Genomic DNA, 23777 nt, shown 5'->3' with positions numbered 1-23777 from the left:
TAGGCCGATGTTCTAATTCAATCACTGAGTGGTGAAAGGGCCGGGTTTGAGCGGGGCGAGACAGCCAGCATCCGGTTTACCGACATGATTGTTCTTACAGCACGCTTCATTCGCTATGATGATCGTAACGATTCTGGGATCGGTAAAGAGCATGCGCTACAATTTCGCGGATCTGCCGTTGCATCGGCTGATGGAGCCGGCCTGCCGGGCGACTGCAGCGATCACGCGTCTCGACGAGCGGATTTCTCGGTCGGCAGTCGGTCCGGGCTGGAGCGAAAGATCACATTTCGTCGATGCGGTGGCGTCGCTCTGGATCGATGGCGAACTTGTGCATCTGGAAGATCTGGTGTTGCACGATGCGGCGATGGGCATTCGTGCGCCGACGCATGAACTGACGATAGCCCACGATATTTTGCGAACCAGGCGGCGCATCATCGAGAATGAGCCCGGTTGGGCGCTGAGCCGGGAAGGGCTGAACCAGTTGCGGGGAAAGGCGGTGGAGCGTCCATCTGCCATGCCCGCGGAGACGCCACTGGAGACGAAATCCGCCGGTCTGCAGGATGAAGATGATCCGCTGGCGCAATATCTGGCCGAAATCGACGCTGCCGTCGCCAGAAGCGAGGCAGCACTTTCTCAGGTTCTGAGGCCATCTGCGCCGTCTTATCCCAAGGAACGCGCAGCACTTCTTTACGAACCGGACTGGAACGAGGACGAGCGGCTTGCCGAATGGCAGGATGTGGTCGACGCAAGTGCGAGCCTGCCGCCGGTGCTTCGGGCCGTCTTGTTGCTGGATGCCTGGAACCAGCTGCAGGTGCTTCAGCATGCTCCATGGCTGGGCCGGTTGCTCGCCGCCTCGCTTCTGAGGAAAGAGGGCATCACGACGGCACATCTGGCGGCGTTCAATCTGGGGCTGAAACAGGTCGGGCGGGAATTGCGGACAAGTCCGAAGCAGGAGGTTCGTATCCTGGCCTTTCTCGAGGCGATCACCGAAGCCGGCCAGACAGGCCTTAAGGAACATGATCGCCTTGTGCTGGCGCAGCAGCAGATGCAGCACCGGATCGCCGGACGGCGTCAGTCATCGAAACTGCCCCAGCTTGTCGATCTTGTTCTCTCCCGACCGATCGTGTCTTCGGGCATGATCGCAAAATCGCTTTGCGTGACGCCGCAAGGCGCGCTGAAGATCGCTTCGGAATTGCATCTGAGAGAGCTGACGGGGCGAGGGCGGTTTCGTGCCTGGGGCATCATCTGATGCCATATCCGGCCTGTCGGCAGGCTGGCGGCCAAGGGGGAGGTGTCAAGGGTGCCGGATCGCCGGCACCCTTGACACTTGGGGATTATTTCAAAAAGTCGTTGGCGTAATAGCTCGTAAAATCCGGTTTCGCTTCGAGAGGCTTGCCGCCGGCGGCCTTGAGAATGCCTGCCTTATAGGCGTAAGCGCCGATCGCTTCGAATTTCGAAGGATCGATCGTGCCGATCGCGCCTTCGGCGCTTTCCAGATATTTGCCTTCGATCAGCGCCTTAAGCGACGCCCGGATCAGCGCGCGATCGGTCAAGGCATCCTTGTTGGCCGAGATCAGCAGGTCGGTCGCCTCATCCGGATTTTCGATGGCGAACCGATAGCCCTTGCGGGTCGCCTGGAGGAAGGTCGCTGCTTCTTTCGGATTTTCGTCGAGGAATTTCCGGCTGGAGCCGATCAGGGCCGTGTGCTCGTCCGGCACGCCGAAATCGGCATAACGGAACGCGCCCTGCTTCAAGCCTTCCAGTTCAGCCTTCACACCTTCCCAGGTATAGACTTCCAGCGTGAAATCGACGGCGCCGTTTTCCAGGGCCTGATAGGCGGATGTGCCGAGCGTGATCGTTTCGAACTCGCCCTTGCCGCCGTCATGGCGAATGATCGAGGATATCAGCGCATTTTCCCAGGCAGAGCCGAAACCGCCATAGGTCTTGCCATCGAGATCCTTCGGGCGGGTGATGTCGGAACGGCCTCCCTTGAAGACGAGGCGGCCTGTTTCGGTCTGCACGATGGCATAGGTGCCGACGAGATCTGCACCTGCCGTGCGCTGGGTGAGAAGAGCGATCGAGCCGAGAATGCCGAAATCGGCCACGTGATTGGCAACCAGCGTTCCGGCCGAGGTGTCCGTATAGGGGAGGATTTCGACGTCGAGGCCGGCATCCTTGTAGAAGCCTTTGTCCCGGGCGACGAACAGGCCGATGTGATTGGTATTCGGCGTCCAATCGAGGGCGACCGTAACCTTTGAAGCGGCCTGGGATCGGGCAGGCAGCGCCGGCACGGCGAGTGCGGCGAGTGCCGCGAGCGTGGCGCGTCGGCTCAACAATAATTGGCTCATGGCAACAGTCCTTCCGGTTCCCGGATCTGAGGAGAGAGGAGAAAATCGAGTATCGAGGTTTCTATGGCTGCAGCCTCGGCACGGGCCGTGGGGTGGCTGAAACGGGCGCGCGGCAGGGGAACCGCGATCGTCCGTTCAACGCGTGCGGGGCGCGGCGATAGAAGGTGGATCCTGTCGGAAAGCATCACGGCCTCCCGCACATCATGGGTGATCAGGATGATGGTCCAGCGATGTTTGAGCCACATGGCTTCGAGCCAGATCTGCATCTGGTTGCGGGTGAGCGCATCCAGCGCGCCGAAAGGCTCATCGAGCAGCAGTACGGGCCTGTCCTGGACAACGGTGCGCAGCAGGGCGGCGCGCTGGCGCATGCCGCCGGAAAGCGCCTGCGGATAATGCTGCTCGAAACCGCCAAGGCCGAACTCCTTAAACAGCGGCGCGACGCGCTTTCGAGCCTCTTTTCTCCGCATTCCCTGTACTTGGAGCCCGAGCGTCGTGTTGTCGATGATCCGCCGCCAGGGCATCAGTGCATCGCGTTGCGGCATGAAGGCGAACGGCCGATCGGTGGCAATAAGCGGTTTGCCGGCAAACTGGATCTCGCCGCTGCCGGCATTTGCCGCGCCGGTGAGGAGCTTGAAGATGGTCGATTTGCCCGCGCCGGAAGGCCCTAGGATCGAGACGAATTCGCCGGGCAGGACATCTAGCGAAATGTCTTGCAGCACATCGATTTCGCTATAGCTCAGCGAAATCCTGTCGAGGCGGAGCAGCGGTTCGGTCATGGGCGTCGCCCCGATGTGCTGTCGATCCACGGTGCAGCCAGTCGCTGCACGGCCCAGGTGGCGCTGAACAGAAGCAAGGTCAGCAGTGAGCTGACCAGCACGGCGGCGAGCACGAGGTCCGGCCGGAAATTGTTCTTCGCATTGAGCATGTAGATACCGAGCCCTTTGGCTGCCCCGGCATATTCGGCGAAGATCGCCGCGACCACGGCATAGGTGATCGAGATGCGCAAACCGGCGAAGAAATAGGGAAGCGCCGAGGGCAGGCGGGCAAGCAGGAAGCGCTTCCAGCGGGATGCGCCCATCGAGGCGAGCAGGTCCTCGACTTCATTTTCGGTGGAGGCATAACCTTCAGCCAGGGCGACCAGCATCGGAAAGAAGGTGACGAGCGCCACGAGCAGGATTTTGGGCAAAAGCCCGAAGCCGAACCACAAGACGACCAGCGGTGCGATTGCCACCAGCGGCAGGGTCTGGCTGGCGATGAAGATCGGAAAAAGCGCCCGCCGCATCAGGGCGGAAAAATCGATCGCCATCGACAGCAGGAAAGCGAGGACGAGTGATAACGAGAAGCCCAGAAGCGTCGCGCGAAGGGTCGGCACGGTATTGGCCCAGAGGGCTTCGCGATTGAGCCATGCCTGGAGAAGCACCTGGGATGGCGCGGGCAGGGTTGTCTCCGAAATGCCGGAGGCGCGGCAATAGATCTCCCATGCGAGAAGCAGGCTGCTCGCGGCAACGAGAGCCGGCAATGCCCGGAAGGCATGATTGCGGAGCATACGTCCGCGCATGGGCGAAGTGCTCGACGACATCGACTTGTCCGTGAGGGCGTTAGATGGCGCTCGGGCTGTTGGCCGAAACGGTCAGATCGATGGTGACATGGCCCTGCGGCGGCCCGAAACGGACGAAAGCCTCGCCAACCGTTGCAAAAACCGGCGCGGCATCGCCGCGCAGTTTTGTGCAGAAGTTCTTCGACTTGTCGAACACGCCAGACGACTTGATGAAGTCGATGCAGCCGTAGATCTCGTCCATGTGCTGGCCGATGCCGAGCGTGTAGAGTGAAAATTGCGCGGCTGTCGGCTGTCCGGCAAGCGGAATCGAGGAGACTGCGGCCAATGCCTGTGCCCTGCGCTCCTCAAGGGGTGCGAGTGGCCCGGTCATCTCGGGAACATGGCAGATCGGATCGTCCGGCTCGCCTGGGCAGCCGCGCGACAGCGTTGCATGCATGACGCAATGTTTGCCGGATTTTGCGGCGGCAACGAAGAGGTCGCGCATCGCGGCCATGACGACATCCGGCGTGCCGACAAGAAGCGTCGAAATGTCGTCGGTCTCGATCCTCAACTGATCCCGATAGGGATCAAGCGCGGACAAGGCACCGAGGATGACGTCGGCGAAATCGTCGGACATCGGGTAAAGGGAAATCTGCGCGCCGGAAAACATCTTGCACCTCGCTCCGCTGGCATTATCCAGATCAGCTTTAGGGTCCACGGTCATGACGACCGAATCTCAACCCCGGCGATACGGAGCACCCCTGTTCGGCCCCTGATAGATCAGATGATGCAGCACTTGCAAGAGGGCAGTGTTGAATGACCGTTTCAAGCGGAGTACGAGACGGGTATGAATTCGCTCCGGCCGGTGGAGCTCCGGAGTTTCGTTTCCATGTCTGCCAGACCGCAACAGCGCCGAAAAAACGACCCCGAACGGACGAAGGCAGACATTCTCGATGCTGCGACCGAGGAGTTCGCGACCCATGGTCTGGCTGGTGGCCGCATCGATGCGATCGCCGAGAAGACGCGCACGTCCAAGCGGATGATCTACTATTATTTCGGCGGCAAGGAAGACCTCTATCTGGCGGTGTTGGAGCGATCCTATCGGCAGATCAGAACGCTGGAAGCTGATCTTCTGCTAGAGGACCTGCCGGCGGAAGACGCGTTGCGGGTGCTGATCTCCGAAACATTCGACTATGACGAGGCACATCCCGATTTCATCCGCCTCGTCAGCAGCGAGAACATCAATTGTGCCGCTCACATGCGCCGGTCGGAAACGCTTCTCGATCTGAACATATCGATCATTGAGATGTTGGAAAAAATCATCGACAGGGGCGGGCGCGATGGCGTTTTCCTGCGCCGCACGGATGCAATCGATGTTCACATGCTGATCAGCGCCTTCTGTTTCTTCCGTGTCTCCAATCGCTATACGTTCGGCGCGATTTTCAGGCGCGATCTTTCCGAGGTAGGGCTGATGGCGCGCCACAAGCAGATGATTTCGGATGCAGTCGTCAGCTATCTGAAAACGCCGGACGTGCCTTCCGGCGAAGGCTGATCGATCAGCCTGTGGCATATCGGCCGCAGATATTGTTGATACGCCGCCGGTGTAAGTCTTCGCGCATTGACTCACTTTCCGGCGACCGATAATTCCTGATTTTATCAATCATATTTTTTTGGCTTTGCGTTTGATGCCGCGAAGCCTCTGATTTTGCTCGCGTACACTGAAGGAGCACTCTTATGTCTGGCTCTATTGTTCCCAATGCTTTTGCAAAAAAGTCCCGCAATCGCGGTCATTTTCTCGTGCTTTTGTCCAGCTGCGCCATTGTTCTGCCGCTGCACGCTTTTGCTCAGAATGCCGAAGAGACCGATGCCGGCACGACGTTGAAGCCGATTATCTTGCAGGGCGACGGCTCACCGGTCGGGCCTGATTCCACGATCGTTGCAAAAAGTTCACGCACGAGTTCGAAGACCGATACGCCAATCCTCGATTCGGCAGCAGCCGTTTCGGTGGTGACGCAGAAGGAGATGGATGAGCGCGGGGTGAAGACGTTTGATGAGGCGCTGTCTTATACGCCGGGTGTTTCCACCGATATCTACGGTTCGGACAATCGTTATGACCACTATCTGATCCGCGGTTTCTACTCTACCGGGCAGAGCACGTTCAAGGACGGTCTGCAGGTGCGTAGCGACAACTTCACCGGCAGCCGGATGGAACCCTATGGCTTGCAACGTCTTGAGGTTCTCAAGGGCGCGAATTCCACGCTGTTCGGCATGTCGCAGCCGGGTGGTGTCGTTAACGCGATTTCCAAGCGGCCGCAGGACTACAAGTTCGGCGAGGTCTACACGACATTCGGTGAAGACCATATCGAAACGGGAACCGATTTCGGTGGTCCAATCGACCCGGATGGGATTTGGTCCTACCGTCTGACCGCCAAATGGCAGGATGCCAAACAGGGTATCGAATACAGTGACGATGACCGCATCTACATTGCGCCGGCGCTCACCTTCAGCCCATCTGCCGATACCGACTTCACTCTGCTGACGAGTTATAACAAGCGCAATGGCAGCACGTCGCATGGTACTCCCTACAGCCTGCGCGGCCAGATCGATTCGGAAACTTATCTGGGCGAACCCGATTTCGACAACATGGATACGATCGAACGGAACATCGGCTACGAGTTCCGTCATGACTTTGGCAACGGTCTCGAGTTTCGGCAAAACACACGCTACACGGACCTCGACTTGACGTACGAAGGTGTTTTCGCGCCATACGCGACCGGTATCGGTGATTATACAAGCATCGGCGGCAGCAGAAGTTCTCTCGCCATTTACGGCCACTCAAGGCGTTTCGATGTCGACAACCAATTGCAATATGATGCCAGCATTGGCCAGTTCGACAGCAAGACCTTGCTTGGCGTCAGCTACCAGAAAGCCAAGCTGGAAGAGCGTCGCTACGATGGAAGTTTGAACGGGATTGACCCTTACGATCCGACCTATAGTGGTCGCGATAATGTGGTTTCTGGCTTTTATCGGGATTTCGACGACAATGGCTCACAGGCCGCCAAGAGCGTCTATCTTCAGGAAGAGCTGACAATCGACGATCGCTGGATCGCGACGCTTGGTGCTAGATATGATCACGTGAAGACAAACTCCAGAAGCCTGTATACTGACTATTTGTCTGCCTCCTCCACTCTTTCAGACGACACATCGGTCGATGAGCAGTTCACCAAGCGCGCCGGTTTGACTTACAAGGCGACGAACGAATTGTCTCTTTATGCCAGCTACCAGGAATCCTTCCTTCCTGTAGGGGCAAGTCGCTCGTCTTATGTCAGTGAACCCAAGGCGCAGGAAGGCACCCAGTACGAGATCGGAGCAAAGTATCAGCCGGAAGGCATGGATGCGATGTTCACTGTGGCACTCTTCGACCTGACACAGACGAATGTTCCGCAGTATGATGCATCTTATGCGCAGTACCAGGTGGGCAAGATAAACGTTCGCGGCATCGAGTTGGAAGGCAAGATGGCGCTGACCGATCGTCTCAACCTGACTGCAGGATATTCCTATTGGGATGCAGAGATTGAGGACGACATTCTTTCGGAAAACATAGGGACGCGTCCGGCGCTTGTTCCGAAGCACATGGCGTCGCTTTGGGCCGACTACACGATCCCCGGAAACGGTATTCTGGGTGACCTGACGCTTGGTCTTGGTGCCCGCTTTATCGGGCAGACATATGCCGACAACGCGACTCTGAGCCGCCCCGGCAAGTCGAACCAGATCTCTCTGCCGTCGCGTACCGTGTTCGACGCTGCGATCAGGTATAAGGTTACCGACAGCACCACTTTGGCCGTTAATGCCACCAACCTGTTCGACAAGGAATATATCAGCCAGGTCGATAACTATAGCTACAGCGCCTATTACGGCGACCGCCGCAAGGTTTTGGCGACCTTGAAATATACCTGGTAAATCCGCTCAAGTTCAGGCATTCCTCGGCGCAGTCGAGGGATGCCTTTATTTTTGCGATGTGATTTTGGCTTTCTGCCAACGGAGCGTCGCGGCAGATGATGATAGGAAGAGCGATGCGAAAGGGCGGTTCTGGCGAAGGCTCGGTGGATGCCGGCAATGACGTGAAACGCCGCGAGTTCCTGATGCGCATGGCCGCAGGCGTATCCGGTGCGGTTGTCGTGAGTTCGGGTCTTGCCCCTGTCTTCTCTTCTACCCGCACGGCCTTTGCTGCCGGTGAGGAACTGCGTTTCGAGCATGTCTATGGCGAGACCGTTCTGTCGAAGCCGGCGGAACGTGTCGTGTCCCTGGGATACAACGTCCACGATGCGCTTCTGGCGCTCGATGTCGTGCCTGTCGGCATCCGTCAGTGGTTCGGCAACCAGCCCTACGGTGTGTGGCCATGGGCACAGTCCCGTCTGGGTGATGCCAAGCCGCAGCTGATTTCCGGCGAAGTCTCGATGGAAGTGGTGGCTAGCCTGCAGCCCGATCTGATCGTTGCTGCCGGGGCCGGCATATCGAAGAACGAATATGATGTGCTGTCGCAGATCGCGCCCGTTCTGATGCAGCCGAAGGACAAGCCAGCTTATGGTACGACATGGGATGAGCTGGCCCGAATGGTCGGTAAGGCCGTAGGCAAAACGGAACTCGCCGAAAAACGCATTGCGGAGGTTGACGCGAAATTTCAGTCGGTGCGTGCCGCCCATCCTGAATGGAGTGGAATGACCGCAGTATGCGCCTATAATTTCGGCGGCGAGACTGGCGCTTTCATCGGTTCCGATACCCGCGCCACGTTCCTGGCGGAACTCGGTTTCAAGCCGCCGCTGAAAATCCAGTCGCTTTCCGAAACGCAGGGTTTCTATGCGCGCCTGTCGCCTGAGGATTTATCACCGCTTGATGCGGACCTGCTGATCTGGGTGTCTACCACGGACAAGGTGCCTGATATTCAAGCTCTGCCGCTGCGCAGGACCCTCCGTGCTCATATCGAGGGGCGTGAGGTCTTTGCCGGTGAAGTGATGGCCGCGGCCTTGAGCTTCGGCAGCATCCTCTCTTTGCCCTATGCTCTCGATGGCTTGAAGGATGATATCGTTCTGGCGCTCGATGGCGATCCGAAAACGCCGGTTGCCTCAAGTACTGCGGCGGGGCTGGCGCCTTGAAGGCTGTTGTCGGGCTTGCGCTCCTGTTGTTCATTGCGATGGCATTGACGCTAGTCGTGGGAGTTCGTGATGCCGGTATCTCCGATCTCTGGAATGCGTTTTTCGCTTTCGACGCCAACGATCCCACGCATGCCGTCATCCGCTCCGTTCGTGTGCCTCGCCTTGTTGCCGGTCTAATTGCTGGTGCAGGTCTCGGTATGGCGGGCACCGTGATGCAGGCCGTGACACGCAATCCGCTGGCTGATCCCGGCCTGCTCGGTGTCAATGCTGGTGCCGCATTCGCGGTCGTTGTCGGGGCGCTGCTGACCGGTTATGCCGACAGTGGCATGATGGCAGCCCTCGCCTTTCCGGGAGCCGCGATTGCCTCTGTCGCCGTCTTCCTTGTCGGTGGCGCTCGAAGCGGTGCAGGCAGTCCCGTGCGCTTGACGCTGGCGGGCGTCGCGATCAACGCGTTGCTGCTTTCCCTCGTGTCGGCGATCATTCTCTCCCGCAACGAAACTCTCGAGATTTTTCGCTTCTGGGTTACCGGTTCGCTCGCGCAGGCGAATACCCGTCCGCTCGAAGCGATGTTCGTCGCGCTCGTTCTGGGCGCTGCCATAGCTGTGATCATCGCACCACGCATCGAAGCGCTTGCCCTCGGTTCTTCTCTGGCGCGTGGTCTTGGAACCAAGCCGGGCGCCGTGCAGCTTTGCGCGCTTTTGGCAATCATGTTGATGACTGGAGCTGCGGTGGCCGTAGCCGGGCCGATTGCCTTTGTCGGTCTGGTCGTGCCTCCATTGGCCAGGCGTATCGGGCGACACGTGCTGCGTCATGAGCTTGCCGTGTCTGCGGTTCTTGGGGGATCGATGATGTTGCTCGCGGATACAGCCGGTCGGCTCGTGGTTGCGCCTGCGGAAATTCGCGTCGGGATCATGACCGCACTCGTCGGGGCACCTGTTTTCATCTTTGTCGTACGCCGCCTGAGACCCGGAGCACTGACATGAGTGGCGAAGGTTCCGCGAGAAAGATCGTGGGAGGATGGTTGCTGCTCGGCGGCCTTCTGGCTGCTGCCATTCTTCTGTCGCTGATGGTTGGACAGATCATGATAACACCGGCCGAGCTTCTGCGCGGGCTGATGACCGGAGCCGGACCGGGTTCGCTGACGCTGAGAGTATTGCGCGGTCCCTCCACGTTGACAGCTGTTGGAGCCGGGGCGGTGCTGGGTGCATCAGGAGCGATTTTCCAGATCCTGCTGCGTAACCCACTGGCGGCCCCAGATGTCATGGGCTTCATGTCCGGGGCAGGCTGTGCCGTGGTCGCCGGTGTTGCCTTCGGACTGTTCATTCCCTTGCCCATCCTTGCCGCAATCGGAGGGCTTGTCGCGGCTCTGCTCGTGGCTGGACTGGCGTTTCACCGAAGTGGCCGGCAGTCGCCGCTGACATTGATCCTGGTCGGCATCGGCATCGGTTTCTTTGCGTCGGCGGTGAGCAGTTTCCTGGTGCTTCGGATGCCGCCTCAGGAGGCCGCTGACGCACAGCGCTGGCTCGCCGGTTCTCTGACGGCACGCAATTGGGGTCATGTCCTGCAGGTATTCGGGCTGGGGGCGCTGCTCTTTGTGGTGCTCGCATTGCAGGTTCGGGCCATGGCGCTTCTCGAGCTTGGCGATGAACTCGCCGCAGGTCTTGGTGCGCATGTCGAGCGAGCCCGATACGGGCTCATCTGCACTGGCGTTCTGCTTGCTGCTGTCGGCGTCGCAGTTGCGGGGCCTGTGCCATTCGTCGCGATGATGGCCGGACCGCTCGGCATGCGGATTGCCGGTGTCAGACATCCGGCTTCGCGCCTCACGGCAGCAGCCATCGCGGGCGCCACGATCACGGTTCTTGCGGAGGTCATCTCACGTTCGGCAATTCCCGGACTGCAATTGCCCGTCGGTGTCATGACCGGAATAATGGGGGCGCCATATCTGCTGTGGCTTCTCTGGAAAGAAGTGGAGGCAGGAGAACTATGACCGGAAACGGGCTGACCACCACGTCCCTCACGCTTGGTTATCGCGAGCGTGTGGTGATCCGCGAGCTTTCGATTGCTGTGCCCGATCAGCGGGTGACGTCCATCCTCGGACCCAACGGTTGCGGCAAGTCGACCTTTCTCAAGGCCCTCGCGCGGCTTATTGCTCCGGCTTCCGGTCAGGTGCGTCTTTCAGGAGACGATATCGGCAAGATCGATACGCGTACACTGGCGCGCCGTCTGTCCATCCTGCCGCAATCGCCCAAGGCGCCGGAAGGTATTACTGTCTCGGATCTTGTCAGACGCGGCCGAACACCCTGGCGCGGGCTGCTTGCGCCATGGAGCGAGGAGGACGCCTCGATCTGCGCGCAGGCATTGCAACAGGTCGGGCTGAGCGATCTGGCCGAGCGGCCTATCGACGAATTGTCCGGTGGCCAGCGCCAACGGGCATGGATCGCGCTCGTGCTGGCACAGAACACGCCTTATCTCTTGCTCGACGAGCCAACGACTTGGCTTGATCTTGCACATCAGCTGGAAGTCCTTTCCCTGTTGCAAAAACGTAATCGCGATCATGGAACGACAGTTGTCACCGTACTCCATGATCTTAATCTGGCCGTGCGGTTTTCCGATCACCTCTTTCTTTTCGGTGCGAATGGATTGGTGGCGGAAGGCACTCCGGAAGAGGTCATCACGCCGGACAATCTGCAAGCTGCTTTCGGGCTGAGAGCTCTGGTCATGCCGGATCCGTTAACCGGGCGGCCAATGATCGTGCCCTACTGATCCACGTCCCGGCTCACGGCTTCGGGGCAACGTCATTCTCGAGATAGTCTCGGTCGCAAAGTTGAGGAACCAAAGATGGTTTCGGGAATTCTGATACCTGAACGTGAGGGCTAGGCGGAATGTTACCTGCATTTTTTTCCGGGTCAGTGGGGGCGGTGAAAGATCTTACACGCGTTCTCATTGCCGAAGATGAGTTTCTCCTTCGCCTTGATGCCGCCGACAGCATGCGGCGGCTGGGCTGGGAAGTCGTGGAAGTATCTTCCGCTGACGAGGCCATGGAACTGCTGCGCTACAGAGTGACCTTTGATCTTCTTGTGACCGACATCGATATGCCGGGACAGGCGGACGGGCTGGATTTGGCGCGTTATGTGCGATCAGCTCATTCCGAAATGAAAATAGTGATCATGTCGGAGGATCGTGCCGATCGGCCTATCGACCCGCATTTGTTTGAACTCATGGTGGTAAAGCCGCTTTGGAATGTGGGTGAAACCCTGATCAAGCTGATGGAGGCAGACCGAAATGCAGGCTGACGAAGTCGAGACGATCCTGGTTGCGAGCAGCGATGCCCTGCAGCGCTCGATGATCGCCAAATATCTGCGTGAGTGCGGCTATAGCGTTATCGAGGCAACCGGTTTTGACGATGCGAGAATTGCGATCGGACACTACGAGGTCGATGTTGTTGTTTCCGATACCCAGATGCGGGATGGGACCGGCTTCGATCTTTCTACCTATATCCGTTCACGACATTTAGATATCGAGATCATTCTGACGCAATCTCTGGTTAAAACTGCGCAGGTCGCCGGCGATCTCTGCGAACAGGGACCGCTGGATCAACCTTATCATCCGCAGCGTCTGGTCGATGAAATCAAGCGGCTGCGTGCGGTTCGCTGAGCGGCTCAGCAGGTCGTCTGCCAAAATGACTGCTGAGTATCGCTGGCTTACGCAGCATCCAGACCCGCAATCGCTCTGACCACGTCTGCGCGGCTTACAATGCCGACGAGGCGTTCGTCACGAAGGACCGGTAGGCGTTTGATATCGTGCTGCGACATTATTTCGGCGAGATCGCTGAGTTCGGTCTCTTCTTCGATCGTCCTCACCGGTTGTGTCATCAAAAGAGCTGCACGATGCTGGTCGACACCGATCAGCGTTTCGAACTGAGGCTCAAGATCATTGCCTTGGGCGAGTACCGAAATCCACCAGTCCCGGCGCTGGGCGATAGTCTTGCCAAAGGGGCGCAGGAGATCACGTTCGCTGATGATGCCGACAACCCGTCCGGCTTCGTCGCAAACCGGGACAGAGCTGACGGAGTGCTTCACGAGAAGCCCCGCGATCTCTTTCAACGTAGCATCCGGCGAGACCGTGACCACGTTCCGCGTCATGATATCCTTGACTCGAACACCCATTTTTTCCTCCTGTCGTAGTGGCGTGCCTCTTCAACAGTAACTTTATAGCATGCGCCTGAGGTGGCTACGACGCGCACTTCGTCGCTACGGCTGCCCGAGCGACGTGTCGAAGCCGCCTGCCGATTGCACCGCAAGGCTCCCCGATTGGATGCCGGCTGTCAGGCAGGCGAGATGAGGTTTGCCGTCCAGCCATGCATGGATAAAACCGGCGTTGAATGCATCGCCGGCGCCGGTTGTGTCCACCACAGGTACCGCTTCGGCCGCCGCATGAAGTACCACGCCGTCCGACATGCTCCATGCCCCTTGCGCGCCACCCTTCAGGGCGACGTGTGGAAAAGTGGCGGAGAGCATGAGCATTGCTTTTTCCGGAGAGGCCGAGCCCGTGATGGCTTCCGCCTCTTCGAGGTTGGGCAGAAAAAGATCGACACCGGTGCAGGCCTGAAGCAGGCCCTTGTCATAGATCAGTGCGGCGTCCCAGCTCGGATCGAGCGAGACGCTAAGGCCTCTGTTTTTGGCCAGATGGACAAGTGCAGGGATTTCATGGAGCGTTGCATATTCGGCGATGTGCAGGTGCTTCGCTTCAGGCCAGTTCAGGGCTTCATCCAGTGTTGAAGGCATGGCGGCGCCAGCCCGACGGGTCAGAAATGCCCGTTCCTCGTCTATGACAGCTGCCACCGTCACCTGTGGACCCGCGTCAGCCGAATGTTCGACAAAACGCAGATCCACACCACTCGCCTGAATCTGTCTACCTGCATCGGAAGAAAGCGCGTCGGTTCCAAGCCTCGCCACGAGCGCGGCCTTACGCCCGGCATGGATCATATGGGCAGCCGAAATGAAGGCGCCACCACCGGCTGCTATCCTCATATTGTCGGCAAAGAGTTCGCGCCCGAGCACCGGAAGCTCCTCGAGACCGGTGAAGATGAGGTCGCAATAGATCCGCCCGATGCTTAACACCGCGGACCGCTTGTCTGTATCGGTCATCATGAGCGGCTCAGGAGTTTCTCTGTCTTGGCGTCGAAGAGGTAAAGGCTACCGCGAGCGGCCGTGCAGGTGAGGGTGCTGCCCACCGCTGGCACGAACTTGTCCTTTGCCGTGGCGATGATTGCCGTGCCATCGATATCCAGATGAACCAGTGTCTCGGGACCGAGCGGTTCGACTGCGGTGACCGTTCCCGTTAAACTAAGGTCCGTCTTCTCATCCGTTGCCGTCGCGCGGGCGATAAGGTCATGCGGGCGAACGCCGATAAGGATATCGCCTTCCGTTGCGGTTGAGGCCATTATGGAACACTTGCTGCCCGGCAGCAGGTTCATCGACGGACTGCCGATAAAACGGGCGGTAAACATGTCTACCGGGCTCTCGTAAAGCTCTGTGGGCGTGCCGACCTGCAGGATATGTCCATCTCTCATCACCACGATCCGGTCGGCCATGGTCATTGCCTCGACCTGGTCATGGGTGACGTAGACAGTGGTCGTTTTAAGCCGCTGATGCAGACGCTTTATCTCGATGCGCATCTGCGAGCGGAGTTGCGCATCCAGGTTGGAAAGAGGCTCATCGAAGAGAAAAGCGGATGGATTGCGCACCATCGCGCGGCCGATCGCGGCGCGTTGGCGTTGGCCACCGGAAAGTGCCGCAGGGCGTCGATCGAGCAAGGCTTCCAGCCCCAGAATACGCCCGGCTTCTTCGATCCGGCGGTTCTTTTCGGCCTTGTCGAGTTTAGATGTGTAAAGCCCGAAGCCGATATTCTGGCGCACCGTCATATGCGGATAGATCGCGTAATTCTGGAAGACCATAGCAATATTGCGCTGTTTCGGCTCGCGCTCGTTGACCACTTCATCCCCGATCCTCAGCGTGCCGCCTGAGATTTCCTCAAGCCCTGCGATCATTCTGAGCGTCGTGGATTTGCCGCAGCCGGACGGGCCGACGAAGACGACGAATTCGCCATCGGCAATCGCAAGGTCTATGCCCTTGACCGCCTCGACCTTGCCGTAGCGCTTGATCAGTTTTGTCAGTTCAATCGTCGACATCAGCGGTCTCCCATCAGTGCGGCGAATTTGTCTTCAAGTTCGGCGGCGGCGGCGGCCTCGTTGCGCTCGATCTGTTTCGCCTCGGTATCAAAGGACGAGAGGCGCTCGCGATAGGCGGTAAGCGCTGCCTGCATCGGTTCGGGTGCCGGACCACCGAAGCGGCTGCGCACCGCGACGAAATGCTCCGGCGAGACGATCTCTTCGAATTTACCGAGAGACAGGGATGGATTGCGGCCAGTTGAATGTTTGAAGGCCTCAGTGAACGGAGCGTAGCCATCATCCACCAGACTGCCCTTCGCCGCGACGACGCTTTTGGCCGTGGCCGCGGCGATTTCGTGTGCCTCACGGAAGGACAGACCCTCGATGCGAACCAGGGAATCGGCAAGTTCGGTGATGGTGATGCAGGAGCGGCGGATGTTCTGGTCCACCCGCTCCGGATCGATGCTGATCTGGGCGATCAATGCGGCCAGAAGGTCGAGCACGCGGGCGGCCGAGGCGAATGCCTCGTAGCCCATGCCCTGGGTTTCTCCCTCGCTGTCGTTCATATCGGTGAATGGCGTGTTGTGCATCACATCCAGTACGGTGCGGGCACGACCGAAGGTCTGACTTGCCAGGTGCCGCAGATGCTCGATCGGCACCGGATTGCGCTTCTGCGGCATGATCGAGGAAATCTGCACCAGTGCGTTCGGTACGTAAATCTGGCCGACCTCGAAGCTCGTCCAGAACTGGAAATCCTGAATAAGACGGCCGAGATGCAGGAACATCAGTTCTATCGCCGAATAGGTCGATGTCGTGTAGTCCACGGCCGCGATGCAGGAATAGGAATTGCGCAAGGGTGCGGAAAAGCCGAGCAGTTGCGCGACCCGCGCCCGGTCGATCGGAAAGCCCGAGGTGGTGATCGCCGCAGCACCCATAGGCGACAGATCGACAATGCGCCGTGCGTCGGAGAACCGCTCGATATCGCGGATCAGCACCTCGATTGCGGCGGAAAGATAGTGTCCGAACGTCGTAGGCTGTGCCGGCTGGCCGTGGGTATAGGCAACGATGAGTGTCGATTTCTGCCGGTCCGCCGCATCGATCATCGCGGCAAGAAGTGTCCGTGCCTTCGACATCAGCACGTCGATCTTCTCTTTCAGGCCGATCTTGAAGAGCGTGTGGTCTATATCGTTGCGCGAGCGTGCCGTATGCAGACGACCGGCGATATCGATGCCGAGGCGAGCCTTCAATTCTTTCTCGATCAGGAAGAAAAAGTCTTCGACTTCGCCGGTATAGACCAGCGTCGCCGGGTCGACCTCTTTGTCTATTGCAACGAGGGCTTCGGCGATCCTTGCGCTAATTGTCCGATCAAGAATACCGGTTTCGGCAAGCATCACCAGATGGGCGCGATCGATGCGACGAAAGCCGTCGACATGATGGTTCCTTGCACCATCGAAGAGCGGGCGCAGTACCGTTTCCTTGTAGACCGGATCGGGAAACTTGCTTGTGTCGGAAAGGCGCGGGTCTTTGTCCGCCATGGCTTTATCCTTTCAGGCCGGCGAGCATCACACCGCGGACGATGTAGCGCTGCAGGACGAGGAAGACGATGAGGGTGGGAAGGGTGGCGATCGCGGCACCCGTCATGATCATTTCCCACTGGATGGATTGTTCGACGGCGAAGCTCGAAAGACCGACCGGCAGCGTATAGAGCTCCTTGCTGGTGGTGACGATCAAAGGCCAGAAGAAGGCAGTCCAGTTGCCGAGGAACGTGAAGATGGCAAGTGCTGAGAGTGCCGGCGTGACCAGCGGCATCGCCACTTTCCACCAAATCTGGAATTCGTTGAGGCCATCAACGCGCGCAGCCTCGATGAAATTGTTGGGAACGGTCTCGAAGAACTGCTTCATCAGGAATGTGCCGAAGGCGGTCATCATGCCGGGAAACATGATGCCCCAGTAGCTATCCAGCCAGCCGAGCTGGCTGGACATCAGGTACCACGGAATGACCAGCATCTCGGTCGGGATCATCAGTGTCGACAGAATGGCGATGAAAACGAAATAACGGCCACGAAACTCGAATTTGGCAAGCGTGTAGCCGACCAGACTGTCGAAGAAGCAGTTGGATATCGTGACGGTGACGGCCACAAACATGGAATTGAGGAACCACCGCATGAACCGGCCATCGGCCAGAACCGAGATGTAGTTGGCGAGTGTGGGTGCTGCCGGGATCAGACGAAGATCATAGACCTGATCGGCGGTTTTGAGCGAGGTCGAAAACATGAACAGGAGCGGCGAGATCATGATCAGTCCGCCGATGAAGAGCAGCGTCCAGATGATGATCCGTCCTGGGCGGATATTGGCGTGGGAAAGTGCTGGCGTATCGGTCATTTCTTTTCCCTCAAAATCCAGAGCTGCAGAAGCGACACGATCAGCAGGATGGTGAAGAGCACGACCGTTTGTGCCGCCGCATAACCCATGGCGTAGGAACCGAAGGCAGTCTGGTAGATCATCAGCACCAGCGGTTTGGTCGAGCCCAGCGGACCGCCGGGATCGTTCGTGGTCATGTTGTAGACCTGATCGAAAATCCGCAGGAACGCGATCGATGAAAAGACCACGAGGAAAACGGTGGTGGGTTTCAGAAGCGGCAGGGTGATCTTGCGCAGGATCGCCCATTCACCGAGGCCATCGATCCGGGCTGCTTCATAAAACGTGGTTGGGATGGCGCGCAGTCCGGCCATGAAAATGATGACCTGAAAGCCGAGCCCTGCCCAGATTGCCGTGACCATGATGGAGAACAGCGCCTGGTCGGTTGATCGGATGAAGGGCTGTTGCGGAATGCCGATCAGAGCCAGAACGTCGTTGATCACGCCGATCGGTGGGGGCTGGTAGAACCAGCGCCATACCCAGGCCATGGCCGCGGCGGTGGTCAGGTAAGGCAGGAAATAGAGAGCCCGGATGAAGTTGTGCATGAACCGCACCCGGTCGAGGAAGAATGCGACCGTGAACGCGATCAGCAGGCTGAGTGGCGTGCCGATGATGAGATAGGTGAAGGTATTGCGAAAAACCTTCCAGAATTGCGGATCCTTGAACAGTTTGACGTAATTAGCGAAACCAACAAATTTTGCCGGCCGCACCAGATCCCAATTGGTCATCGACAGGTAGAAGGCCTGAAATGTCGGATAAAAGCGGATGACTGTGTAAAACAGGACAGGGATTGCCAGAAATCCCCATACCCAGAGTAGCCTTTTGGTGCGCATCGAGAGACGGTCCGCGGGCATGGCTGCCGCAGTCCCGCCGGGGCGGCCGCCCGCCGCCCCCCGCAGATTGTCCGATTCCATCATCAACTCCGCTTTCGCTGATCGGCGTTTATGGCTTTGCCGCGTCGATCATTTCCTGCTCGGCTTCTGCTGCCTGCTTGAGAGAATCCTCGGGCGATTGCCCTTCGAGGAGAACGCGGTTGACCATGTCGATGGCGTTCTGGCGTTGGCCGAGCTCATCCTTGAACATTGTCGTATGGGCGTAATCCAGCCCCTTCAGGAACGGCCCGTAGATCGGGTCTTTTAGGTTGGCGTCCGTCAAGGCCGCCGAGCGCAGGGCCGGCAGTTCGCCAACAACCTTTAGCCAAATGGCCATCGCTTCCGGCGAAGTGAGATAGGTGAGGAATTTCTTCGATGCCTCCAGTTCCTCGCCGGTGGTCTTGGCGCCGATGCCATTGGCGAAATAGCTGGCATAGTTGGAACGCAACCCATCCTTGTTGGCCGGCAGCTCGGTCACGCCCCACTCGAAATCCTTGATAGTCGAGAAGGCGCCGAGACGGAATGTGCCGTCGATCGTCATGCCGGCCTTGCCGGCTCGGAACGCGGCCTGTCCCTCGTCCATGAAGCCGACAGCGCCGACCTTCTTTTCCGTCTGCAGGCTGGTGTAGAATTTCAGCGCCTGAACGCCTGCCTCGCTGTTATAGGCAACCTTGGTATCGTTGTCGGTATAGGGTTCGCCGCCGAACTGCCGGATCAGCACTTCCCGCCACCATTGGTGATCCTGTCCGGTCATATCCAGCGTTGAACCCGCAACGGTGACATTGCCGGCGGCATCATGCTTGGCAATCTTCTCGGCCGCGGCAACGAATTCATCCAGCGTCTGCGGCGGCTTGTTCGGGTCAAGGCCTGCTTCGGTAAACAGCTTCTTGTTATAGAAGACGGCGAGCGAGCGCACGGCGGTCGGCAGGCCGTAATAGTTGTCGTCGCGCTTCATGGCGCTGACGATCGGGAAGAAATCCTTCTCGATCTTTTCGTGCGGGAACGCATCGGTTGGTAGAGGCTGAAGAATGCCGCCGGCGACGAACTTGTCGAGCCAGCCGTAAAAAAGCTGCATCACGTCGGGACCGTTGCCTGCCATATTGGCGGCGATCACGCGCGTCTGGTAGTCGGCATAGGGGAAGGTAACCTGCTTGACCGTTATGTCAGGGTTCTTCGTCTGGAAGTCGGCGATGAGCTGATCCATCGCCTTTACGCGCGTGTCGAAAACATACTGCCAGTATTCGATTTCCACTGCCTGTGCCGCGTTGAACGCGAAAGTGCTGAATCCGGCGACGAGCCCGGCCAGCAGAACTGACTTACGCATGTGAGCCTCCATTTACCCCACCGGTTCTTCCGGCTTTAAGGGTTCGATTGTTCCCTGCATTCGGCCGTGTCACGCCCGATGCGTTGTTATCCGTGCGGATGGATCCAACGGATCATCCGGTATCGCGGGGACTTTCCCGGCTACCGTAGGCTTCCCTGAGCGGCCGGGTTTGTCAATAAGATAATTTACTTGAGTTATTGTATTTGTGGTGGCGTCGGTCGGGATCCTGTGGTTGAAAGCGGAAGAGGTTGCAGAAATGACGATTCACACGATCGGCGCTCATCCAGTGGCCATCGGGAAAAATCCCGAGCGAAGCCGCGATCACAATCGCCGGGTGGTGCTCGATATTGTGCGTCGTCACGGCTCGCTTGGTCGTGCTCACATCGCCAAACTTACGCAACTGACGCCGCAGGCTGTCGCCAACATAGTCGATGAGCTGATGGGTGAGGGCCTTCTGATGGAGACCGGCCGGCTGCGTTCTGGTCGAGGTCAGCCGCCGATCCAGTTCGCGGTTAACCCGGAGGGTGGTGTTACGATTGGTGTGGAGATCGCGGCAGACCATATGGTAACGGTCGCGCTCGATTTTGCCGGCCGGCTCCGCGGACAGCGAATTACGCCACTCAAAGATACGACGCCTGGCTCCATCATATCTGCCTTCTCGCGAGAGTTCTCTGGGTTGGCAGGATCGCTTGGCAGCAAATTACTTGGCGTGGGTGCGGTTATGCCCGGTCCCTTCGAGATCGACGGCATGACGTCCGTCGGGCCTACCACGCTTTCCGGTTGGGCAGGTGTCGATGCCGCTGAGGCGCTTAGCCAGGCTTGCGGCCATGCCGTTGTGGTCGAGAATGATGCGACGGCTGCGGCAGTGGGTGAACGGCTGTTCGGATCCGGTCTCTCGATTTCCAATTTCTGCATGATCTATTTCGGTGTCGGCCTCGGTCTTGGCATCATCCAGGACGGTGCGCCTTATCGTGGCGCCTTTGGCAATGCCGGAGAAATCGGTCACGTGACCGTTGTGCCGAAAGGGCGGCTGTGCCCGTCCTGCGGCCAGTGTGGTTGCCTCGAAGCCTATGCCTCGGTCTATGTGCTCAAGCAGCAGCTGGCTGCGGTCGGGATCGCCGATAGCGAATTCTCCGACCTTGAGCGACTGCACGCGGAAGGCCATCCGACCCTCATGGCATGGATAGAGGATGCAGCCACCTATTTCGGTCCGATGGTTGCCATGCTGGAAAACATTCTCGACCCGCAGACCGTCATTCTCGGGGGGGCTTTGCCGGATGCGATCATCGACGAGATCGTGGTTCGCATGGGGCCGCTTCCAACATCCGTCGCCAGCCGCAGGCAGCGCGAACTGCCGCGCGTTATCCGCGGAAAGACCGGGCAACTGACCGCGGCTCTCGGCGCCGCAGCCATTCCCCTGTTCGACATCGTCACACCGAAACTCGAGATTTCACCAGGAAATACGATTTCAGCCTGAACGCATAATGAGGTGATAGCCAAAATGCTGAGCGCGCGCGAACGTATCGAAAAACAGATGGGCGCTCCCGCTCTGGTCCGGCTCCACCGCAAGCTTTCCCGGTTGAAATCGACTGTCACGGTGATGAATACCGGCGCCCATCCTGACGATGAGCAGAACGGCCTGCTCGCCTTTTTGCGGCTCGAACATGGCATGCGGGTGATCGTTGCCTGCTCGACGCGTGGCGAGGGAGGGCAGAATGCACTCGGACCGGAGCGACATGGTGCTCTCGGTGTCCTGCGCTCGCGCGAGATGGAGGAGGCGGCCCGGATCATTGATGCGGATGTCGCCTGGCTTGGGCATGGTCCGGACGATACGATCCACGATTTCGGGTTTTCCAAGGACGGGGATGCGACCTTTGCCCGTTGGGGTGAGGCGCGTATCGTCGAGCGCCTTGTGCGAGATTATCGCAAAGAGAGGCCGGATATCGTCATCCCGACTTTTCTCGACGTACCGGGACAGCACGGCCACCACAGGGCGATGACCCGCGCAGCCGAGGCCGCCATTGTGCTTGCTGCAGATGCGACTGCGTTTCCCGAACATCTCGCTGAAGGCCTAAAACCTTGGAGGGTTGCCAAATACTATCTGCCAGCCTGGTCCGGCGGGGGCGGGACATATGACGATGCGCTGCCGCCACCCGATGCAACCATTACTGTGGAGGCTTGCAGTCGCGACAAGGCTACCGGTGCGGAATATGGCCGGATCGGCGAGTGGTCACGTTATTTTCACGCATCGCAGGGCATGGGCGATTGGCCGATGCAGGCAAAATCAGTCTGGCCGCTCCACCTCAAGCTGACTTCGATTGCCGCTAGCGAAGAGCGGTTCATTTCCGATGGACTGCCAAATTTCCTTGAGCAGCTTGCGGCGTTTCCTGATCTGCCGGACGAGGTCGCGGCGGCGCTCATCTCCGCTGACACTGCAATAGCCGCGGCCATCGAGGCTTTCCCACATCGTGAAGCCATCGTTTCCATGTTGACACATGCCGCGAGGCACCTCGAAAGGGTCGCCGCGAATGCTCCCGACGCGTTTCTGGGATTGCACGGCCATCGCATTGAACGCAAAATCATCGAGATAGACGCGGCGATCTTGGAGGCGGCTTCCGTATTTGAGCGCGCATCTGCCGATCCGCGCTCGATTGCTCCGGGTGGACGATCGGTGCTGACAGCCGAGCTGGGCGAAAATGCCGGCGAATACAAGATCCGTATCTCGCCTTTGCTGCCTGCCGGCATTGCTGCCGAACCGGCATCATTCGGCCAGGAGCCAACGTTTCTGCTGACCGCGGAAACACATACATCTCTCTCGAGCCATTTTTTGCCCGGATGGGCTGCCTTGGGCGGCAATGGTCATGCCTGTATTCAGGTTTCAGCGGAAATCGAGGGCCGCAACGTTGTCGGGCTGTTCGATCTGGAGGAGTCGTTTGCCGTCAATGCTGCACAGACGCTGGCGCTGCATCCCGATGCCCTGATCATCCCCGTTGGAACGGCATGCCGGGAATGGCCGATCAAGGCCGATCTCGCCGGCGCGCCGGCAACGATAGCCTTTGACGCGCCCGCTGGCTGGGCGATGAATGCAAATGGCGATAACTGGATTGCTGCGGCCCAAGGGAAAATTGAACCGGGCTTGTTCGACATTAGAGCCCGCATAGGCAGTCATCCGGCATTTGAAGCTGAAACGATCTATTATCCCCATATCGGCAGAGCCGAGTTCCGCCGGCCTGCGGTATTGAACGTCCTGGCGTTGGACTTGCAACTTCCCGAAGGAGCCCGCATTGCCTATGTCGGTGGTGGTGCCGACAAGGTTGGTCTCTGGCTAGCCCGCATGGGGCTTGATGTAATCGACCTCGATGCCGTTGGTCTTGCGGGAGATCTTTCGCAATTCACCACAATCGTCGTCGGCATATTTGCCTTCGGCCTTCGCGAGGATCTGGCAGCGATAACGCAGCGGCTGCATCAGTTCGTGGAAAACGGTGGGCACCTGGTTACGCTGTACCATCGTCCCTCTGACGGCTGGCATCCTGATGAGACACCGGTTCTTCCTCTGCAGATCGGATCTCCTTCCGTCCGTTGGCGGGTTACCGACCCCCGCGCCGAAGTTACGGTGCTTTCGCCTGACCATGTGCTGCTCTCCGGCCCGAATGCCATCCACCCTGGAGATTGGGAGGGATGGAACAAGGAGCGCGGTCTCTATTTTGCGTCGAGCTGGGACGAGTGTTATGTGCCGCTTCTCTCTATGCATGATGTCAATGAGCAACCACTGAAAGGCGCGCTGCTTTCCGCCGAGATTGGCAAGGGCAGGCATACGCATGTCAGTCTAACCTTGCATCACCAGATGGATCGCCTCGTTCCAGGCGCCTTCCGGCTTATGGCCAATCTTGTTCAGCCCGCCTGAGATGCTGTTTCGGGTGCGGCAACCTCTTAGCAAGTGCGAAGGGGCAGTGGTT

At 58.8% G+C, this 23777-nt stretch carries 22 protein-coding genes; 11 read left to right on the top strand and 11 right to left on the bottom strand.

All coding sequences use genetic code 11. The features are described 5' to 3' along the window. Window positions 1-151 precede the first annotated feature (151 nt). Complete coding sequence (locus tag HNQ72_RS23375; protein WP_183995820.1) at window positions 152-1249, top strand: RHE_PE00001 family protein; 1098 nt, start codon at window positions 152-154, stop codon at window positions 1247-1249. A gap of 85 nt (window positions 1250-1334) precedes the next feature. On the opposite strand, the gene HNQ72_RS23370 is transcribed toward HNQ72_RS23375, so the two are convergent. Genes HNQ72_RS23370 through HNQ72_RS23355 form a run of 4 tightly spaced genes read right to left on the bottom strand, consistent with a single transcriptional unit; the run spans window position 1335 to window position 4555 of the window. Then, window positions 1335-2348, bottom strand: coding sequence for an ABC transporter substrate-binding protein (locus HNQ72_RS23370; protein ID WP_183995818.1), 1014 nt, complete (start codon window positions 2346-2348; stop codon window positions 1335-1337). Next, complete coding sequence (locus HNQ72_RS23365; protein ID WP_183995816.1) at window positions 2345-3124, bottom strand: ABC transporter ATP-binding protein; 780 nt, start codon at window positions 3122-3124, stop codon at window positions 2345-2347. Before HNQ72_RS23365 ends, HNQ72_RS23370 begins: the two co-directional genes overlap by 4 nt. Then, on the bottom strand, window positions 3121-3927 hold the full coding sequence (locus tag HNQ72_RS23360) for an ABC transporter permease (RefSeq protein WP_183995814.1): 807 nt from the start codon (window positions 3925-3927) through the stop codon (window positions 3121-3123). Before HNQ72_RS23360 ends, HNQ72_RS23365 begins: the two co-directional genes overlap by 4 nt. 19 nt (window positions 3928-3946) lie before the next feature. Beyond that, on the bottom strand, window positions 3947-4555 hold the full coding sequence (locus tag HNQ72_RS23355; protein ID WP_183995812.1) for a YkoF family thiamine/hydroxymethylpyrimidine-binding protein: 609 nt from the start codon (window positions 4553-4555) through the stop codon (window positions 3947-3949). A gap of 219 nt (window positions 4556-4774) precedes the next feature. On the opposite strand from HNQ72_RS23355, the gene HNQ72_RS23350 reads away from it, so the two are divergent. The 8 genes from HNQ72_RS23350 (at window position 4775) to HNQ72_RS23315 (ending at window position 12692) form a co-directional block, all read left to right on the top strand. After that, window positions 4775-5437, top strand: coding sequence for a TetR/AcrR family transcriptional regulator (locus tag HNQ72_RS23350; protein ID WP_183995810.1), 663 nt, complete (start codon window positions 4775-4777; stop codon window positions 5435-5437). Between the two features lie 182 nt (window positions 5438-5619). Beyond that, window positions 5620-7845, top strand: coding sequence for a TonB-dependent siderophore receptor (locus HNQ72_RS23345; RefSeq protein ID WP_183995808.1), 2226 nt, complete (start codon window positions 5620-5622; stop codon window positions 7843-7845). Between the two features lie 95 nt (window positions 7846-7940). Continuing rightward, complete coding sequence (locus HNQ72_RS23340; protein ID WP_183995806.1) at window positions 7941-9038, top strand: iron-siderophore ABC transporter substrate-binding protein; 1098 nt, start codon at window positions 7941-7943, stop codon at window positions 9036-9038. Further along, window positions 9035-10021, top strand: coding sequence for a FecCD family ABC transporter permease (locus tag HNQ72_RS23335; RefSeq protein WP_183825840.1), 987 nt, complete (start codon window positions 9035-9037; stop codon window positions 10019-10021). Before HNQ72_RS23340 ends, HNQ72_RS23335 begins: the two co-directional genes overlap by 4 nt. Further along, a complete protein-coding gene (locus HNQ72_RS23330) occupies window positions 10018-11025 on the top strand; it encodes a FecCD family ABC transporter permease (protein ID WP_183995804.1) in 1008 nt (335 codons plus the stop codon). Before HNQ72_RS23335 ends, HNQ72_RS23330 begins: the two co-directional genes overlap by 4 nt. After that, window positions 11022-11801 carry an ABC transporter ATP-binding protein gene (locus HNQ72_RS23325; RefSeq protein ID WP_183995802.1) on the top strand — a complete coding sequence of 260 codons (780 nt, stop codon included), beginning with the start codon at window positions 11022-11024 and terminating at the stop codon, window positions 11799-11801. The genes HNQ72_RS23330 and HNQ72_RS23325 overlap by 4 nt, the downstream gene beginning before the upstream one ends. Window positions 11802-11920: 119 nt before the next feature. After that, on the top strand, window positions 11921-12331 hold the full coding sequence (locus HNQ72_RS23320; RefSeq protein ID WP_183995800.1) for a response regulator: 411 nt from the start codon (window positions 11921-11923) through the stop codon (window positions 12329-12331). Beyond that, the gene (locus HNQ72_RS23315; RefSeq protein WP_183995798.1) at window positions 12321-12692 is read left to right on the top strand and encodes a response regulator; all 372 of its coding nucleotides are present in this window, start codon (window positions 12321-12323) and stop codon (window positions 12690-12692) included. Before HNQ72_RS23320 ends, HNQ72_RS23315 begins: the two co-directional genes overlap by 11 nt. A gap of 47 nt (window positions 12693-12739) precedes the next feature. Here the strand turns inward: HNQ72_RS23315 and HNQ72_RS23310 are convergent, their stop codons facing one another. The 7 genes from HNQ72_RS23310 to HNQ72_RS23280 all read right to left on the bottom strand — a co-directional run bounded on the left by HNQ72_RS23310 (window position 12740) and on the right by HNQ72_RS23280 (window position 19833). After that, window positions 12740-13204 (bottom strand): CBS domain-containing protein, encoded by a 465-nt coding sequence (locus HNQ72_RS23310; protein WP_183995796.1) that lies wholly within the window; start codon window positions 13202-13204, stop codon window positions 12740-12742. A gap of 84 nt (window positions 13205-13288) precedes the next feature. After that, window positions 13289-14188 (bottom strand): carbohydrate kinase family protein, encoded by a 900-nt coding sequence (locus HNQ72_RS23305; RefSeq protein WP_183995794.1) that lies wholly within the window; start codon window positions 14186-14188, stop codon window positions 13289-13291. Then, window positions 14185-15228, bottom strand: coding sequence for an ABC transporter ATP-binding protein (locus HNQ72_RS23300; protein ID WP_183995793.1), 1044 nt, complete (start codon window positions 15226-15228; stop codon window positions 14185-14187). Before HNQ72_RS23300 ends, HNQ72_RS23305 begins: the two co-directional genes overlap by 4 nt. Next, window positions 15228-16742, bottom strand: coding sequence for an argininosuccinate lyase (gene argH, locus HNQ72_RS23295; RefSeq protein WP_183995791.1), 1515 nt, complete (start codon window positions 16740-16742; stop codon window positions 15228-15230). The genes HNQ72_RS23300 and argH overlap by 1 nt, the downstream gene beginning before the upstream one ends. A 4-nt stretch (window positions 16743-16746) precedes the next feature. Further along, window positions 16747-17589: a carbohydrate ABC transporter permease gene (locus tag HNQ72_RS23290; protein WP_183995789.1), complete on the bottom strand. Its 843-nt coding sequence runs from the start codon at window positions 17587-17589 to the stop codon at window positions 16747-16749. Further along, a complete protein-coding gene (locus HNQ72_RS23285; RefSeq protein WP_183995787.1) occupies window positions 17586-18539 on the bottom strand; it encodes a carbohydrate ABC transporter permease in 954 nt (317 codons plus the stop codon). Before HNQ72_RS23285 ends, HNQ72_RS23290 begins: the two co-directional genes overlap by 4 nt. Window positions 18540-18567: 28 nt before the next feature. Next, window positions 18568-19833, bottom strand: coding sequence for an extracellular solute-binding protein (locus tag HNQ72_RS23280; RefSeq protein WP_183995785.1), 1266 nt, complete (start codon window positions 19831-19833; stop codon window positions 18568-18570). Between the two features lie 244 nt (window positions 19834-20077). On the opposite strand from HNQ72_RS23280, the gene HNQ72_RS23275 reads away from it, so the two are divergent. Both HNQ72_RS23275 and HNQ72_RS23270 read left to right on the top strand, forming a co-directional pair. Continuing rightward, entirely contained in the window at window positions 20078-21298 is a 1221-nt protein-coding gene (locus tag HNQ72_RS23275; protein WP_183995783.1) for an ROK family transcriptional regulator, read from the top strand. A gap of 24 nt (window positions 21299-21322) precedes the next feature. Beyond that, on the top strand, window positions 21323-23725 hold the full coding sequence (locus HNQ72_RS23270; protein WP_183995782.1) for a PIG-L family deacetylase: 2403 nt from the start codon (window positions 21323-21325) through the stop codon (window positions 23723-23725). The last annotated feature ends 52 nt before the right edge of the window (window positions 23726-23777 follow it).

It is taken from the genome of Aliirhizobium wenxiniae, assembly GCF_014201355.1.
Classification (GTDB): Bacteria; Pseudomonadota; Alphaproteobacteria; order Rhizobiales; family Rhizobiaceae; genus Neorhizobium; species Neorhizobium wenxiniae.
This window is presented reverse-complemented; position numbering and strand designations above follow the sequence as displayed.

Excerpts from the sequence above, each read along its gene's own strand:
- HNQ72_RS23360 (WP_183995814.1), bottom strand. The coding sequence starts at position 3,927 with ATGTCGTCGAGCACTTCGCCCATGCGCGGACGTATGCTCCGCAATCAT.
- HNQ72_RS23345 (WP_183995808.1), top strand. The coding sequence starts at position 5,620 with ATGTCTGGCTCTATTGTTCCCAATGCTTTTGCAAAAAAGTCCCGCAAT.
- HNQ72_RS23285 (WP_183995787.1), bottom strand. The coding sequence starts at position 18,539 with ATGGAATCGGACAATCTGCGGGGGGCGGCGGGCGGCCGCCCCGGCGGG.
- HNQ72_RS23305 (WP_183995794.1), bottom strand. The coding sequence starts at position 14,188 with ATGATGACCGATACAGACAAGCGGTCCGCGGTGTTAAGCATCGGGCGG.
- HNQ72_RS23320 (WP_183995800.1), top strand. The coding sequence starts at position 11,921 with ATGTTACCTGCATTTTTTTCCGGGTCAGTGGGGGCGGTGAAAGATCTT.
- HNQ72_RS23365 (WP_183995816.1), bottom strand. The coding sequence starts at position 3,124 with ATGACCGAACCGCTGCTCCGCCTCGACAGGATTTCGCTGAGCTATAGC.
- HNQ72_RS23280 (WP_183995785.1), bottom strand. The coding sequence starts at position 19,833 with ATGGAGGCTCACATGCGTAAGTCAGTTCTGCTGGCCGGGCTCGTCGCC.
- HNQ72_RS23290 (WP_183995789.1), bottom strand. The coding sequence starts at position 17,589 with ATGACCGATACGCCAGCACTTTCCCACGCCAATATCCGCCCAGGACGG.
- HNQ72_RS23325 (WP_183995802.1), top strand. The coding sequence starts at position 11,022 with ATGACCGGAAACGGGCTGACCACCACGTCCCTCACGCTTGGTTATCGC.
- HNQ72_RS23355 (WP_183995812.1), bottom strand. The coding sequence starts at position 4,555 with ATGTTTTCCGGCGCGCAGATTTCCCTTTACCCGATGTCCGACGATTTC.
- HNQ72_RS23375 (WP_183995820.1), top strand. The coding sequence starts at position 152 with ATGCGCTACAATTTCGCGGATCTGCCGTTGCATCGGCTGATGGAGCCG.
- HNQ72_RS23310 (WP_183995796.1), bottom strand. The coding sequence starts at position 13,204 with ATGGGTGTTCGAGTCAAGGATATCATGACGCGGAACGTGGTCACGGTC.
- HNQ72_RS23330 (WP_183995804.1), top strand. The coding sequence starts at position 10,018 with ATGAGTGGCGAAGGTTCCGCGAGAAAGATCGTGGGAGGATGGTTGCTG.
- HNQ72_RS23300 (WP_183995793.1), bottom strand. The coding sequence starts at position 15,228 with ATGTCGACGATTGAACTGACAAAACTGATCAAGCGCTACGGCAAGGTC.
- HNQ72_RS23340 (WP_183995806.1), top strand. The coding sequence starts at position 7,941 with ATGATGATAGGAAGAGCGATGCGAAAGGGCGGTTCTGGCGAAGGCTCG.
- HNQ72_RS23370 (WP_183995818.1), bottom strand. The coding sequence starts at position 2,348 with ATGAGCCAATTATTGTTGAGCCGACGCGCCACGCTCGCGGCACTCGCC.
- HNQ72_RS23315 (WP_183995798.1), top strand. The coding sequence starts at position 12,321 with ATGCAGGCTGACGAAGTCGAGACGATCCTGGTTGCGAGCAGCGATGCC.
- HNQ72_RS23270 (WP_183995782.1), top strand. The coding sequence starts at position 21,323 with ATGCTGAGCGCGCGCGAACGTATCGAAAAACAGATGGGCGCTCCCGCT.
- argH (WP_183995791.1), bottom strand. The coding sequence starts at position 16,742 with ATGGCGGACAAAGACCCGCGCCTTTCCGACACAAGCAAGTTTCCCGAT.
- HNQ72_RS23350 (WP_183995810.1), top strand. The coding sequence starts at position 4,775 with ATGTCTGCCAGACCGCAACAGCGCCGAAAAAACGACCCCGAACGGACG.
- HNQ72_RS23275 (WP_183995783.1), top strand. The coding sequence starts at position 20,078 with ATGACGATTCACACGATCGGCGCTCATCCAGTGGCCATCGGGAAAAAT.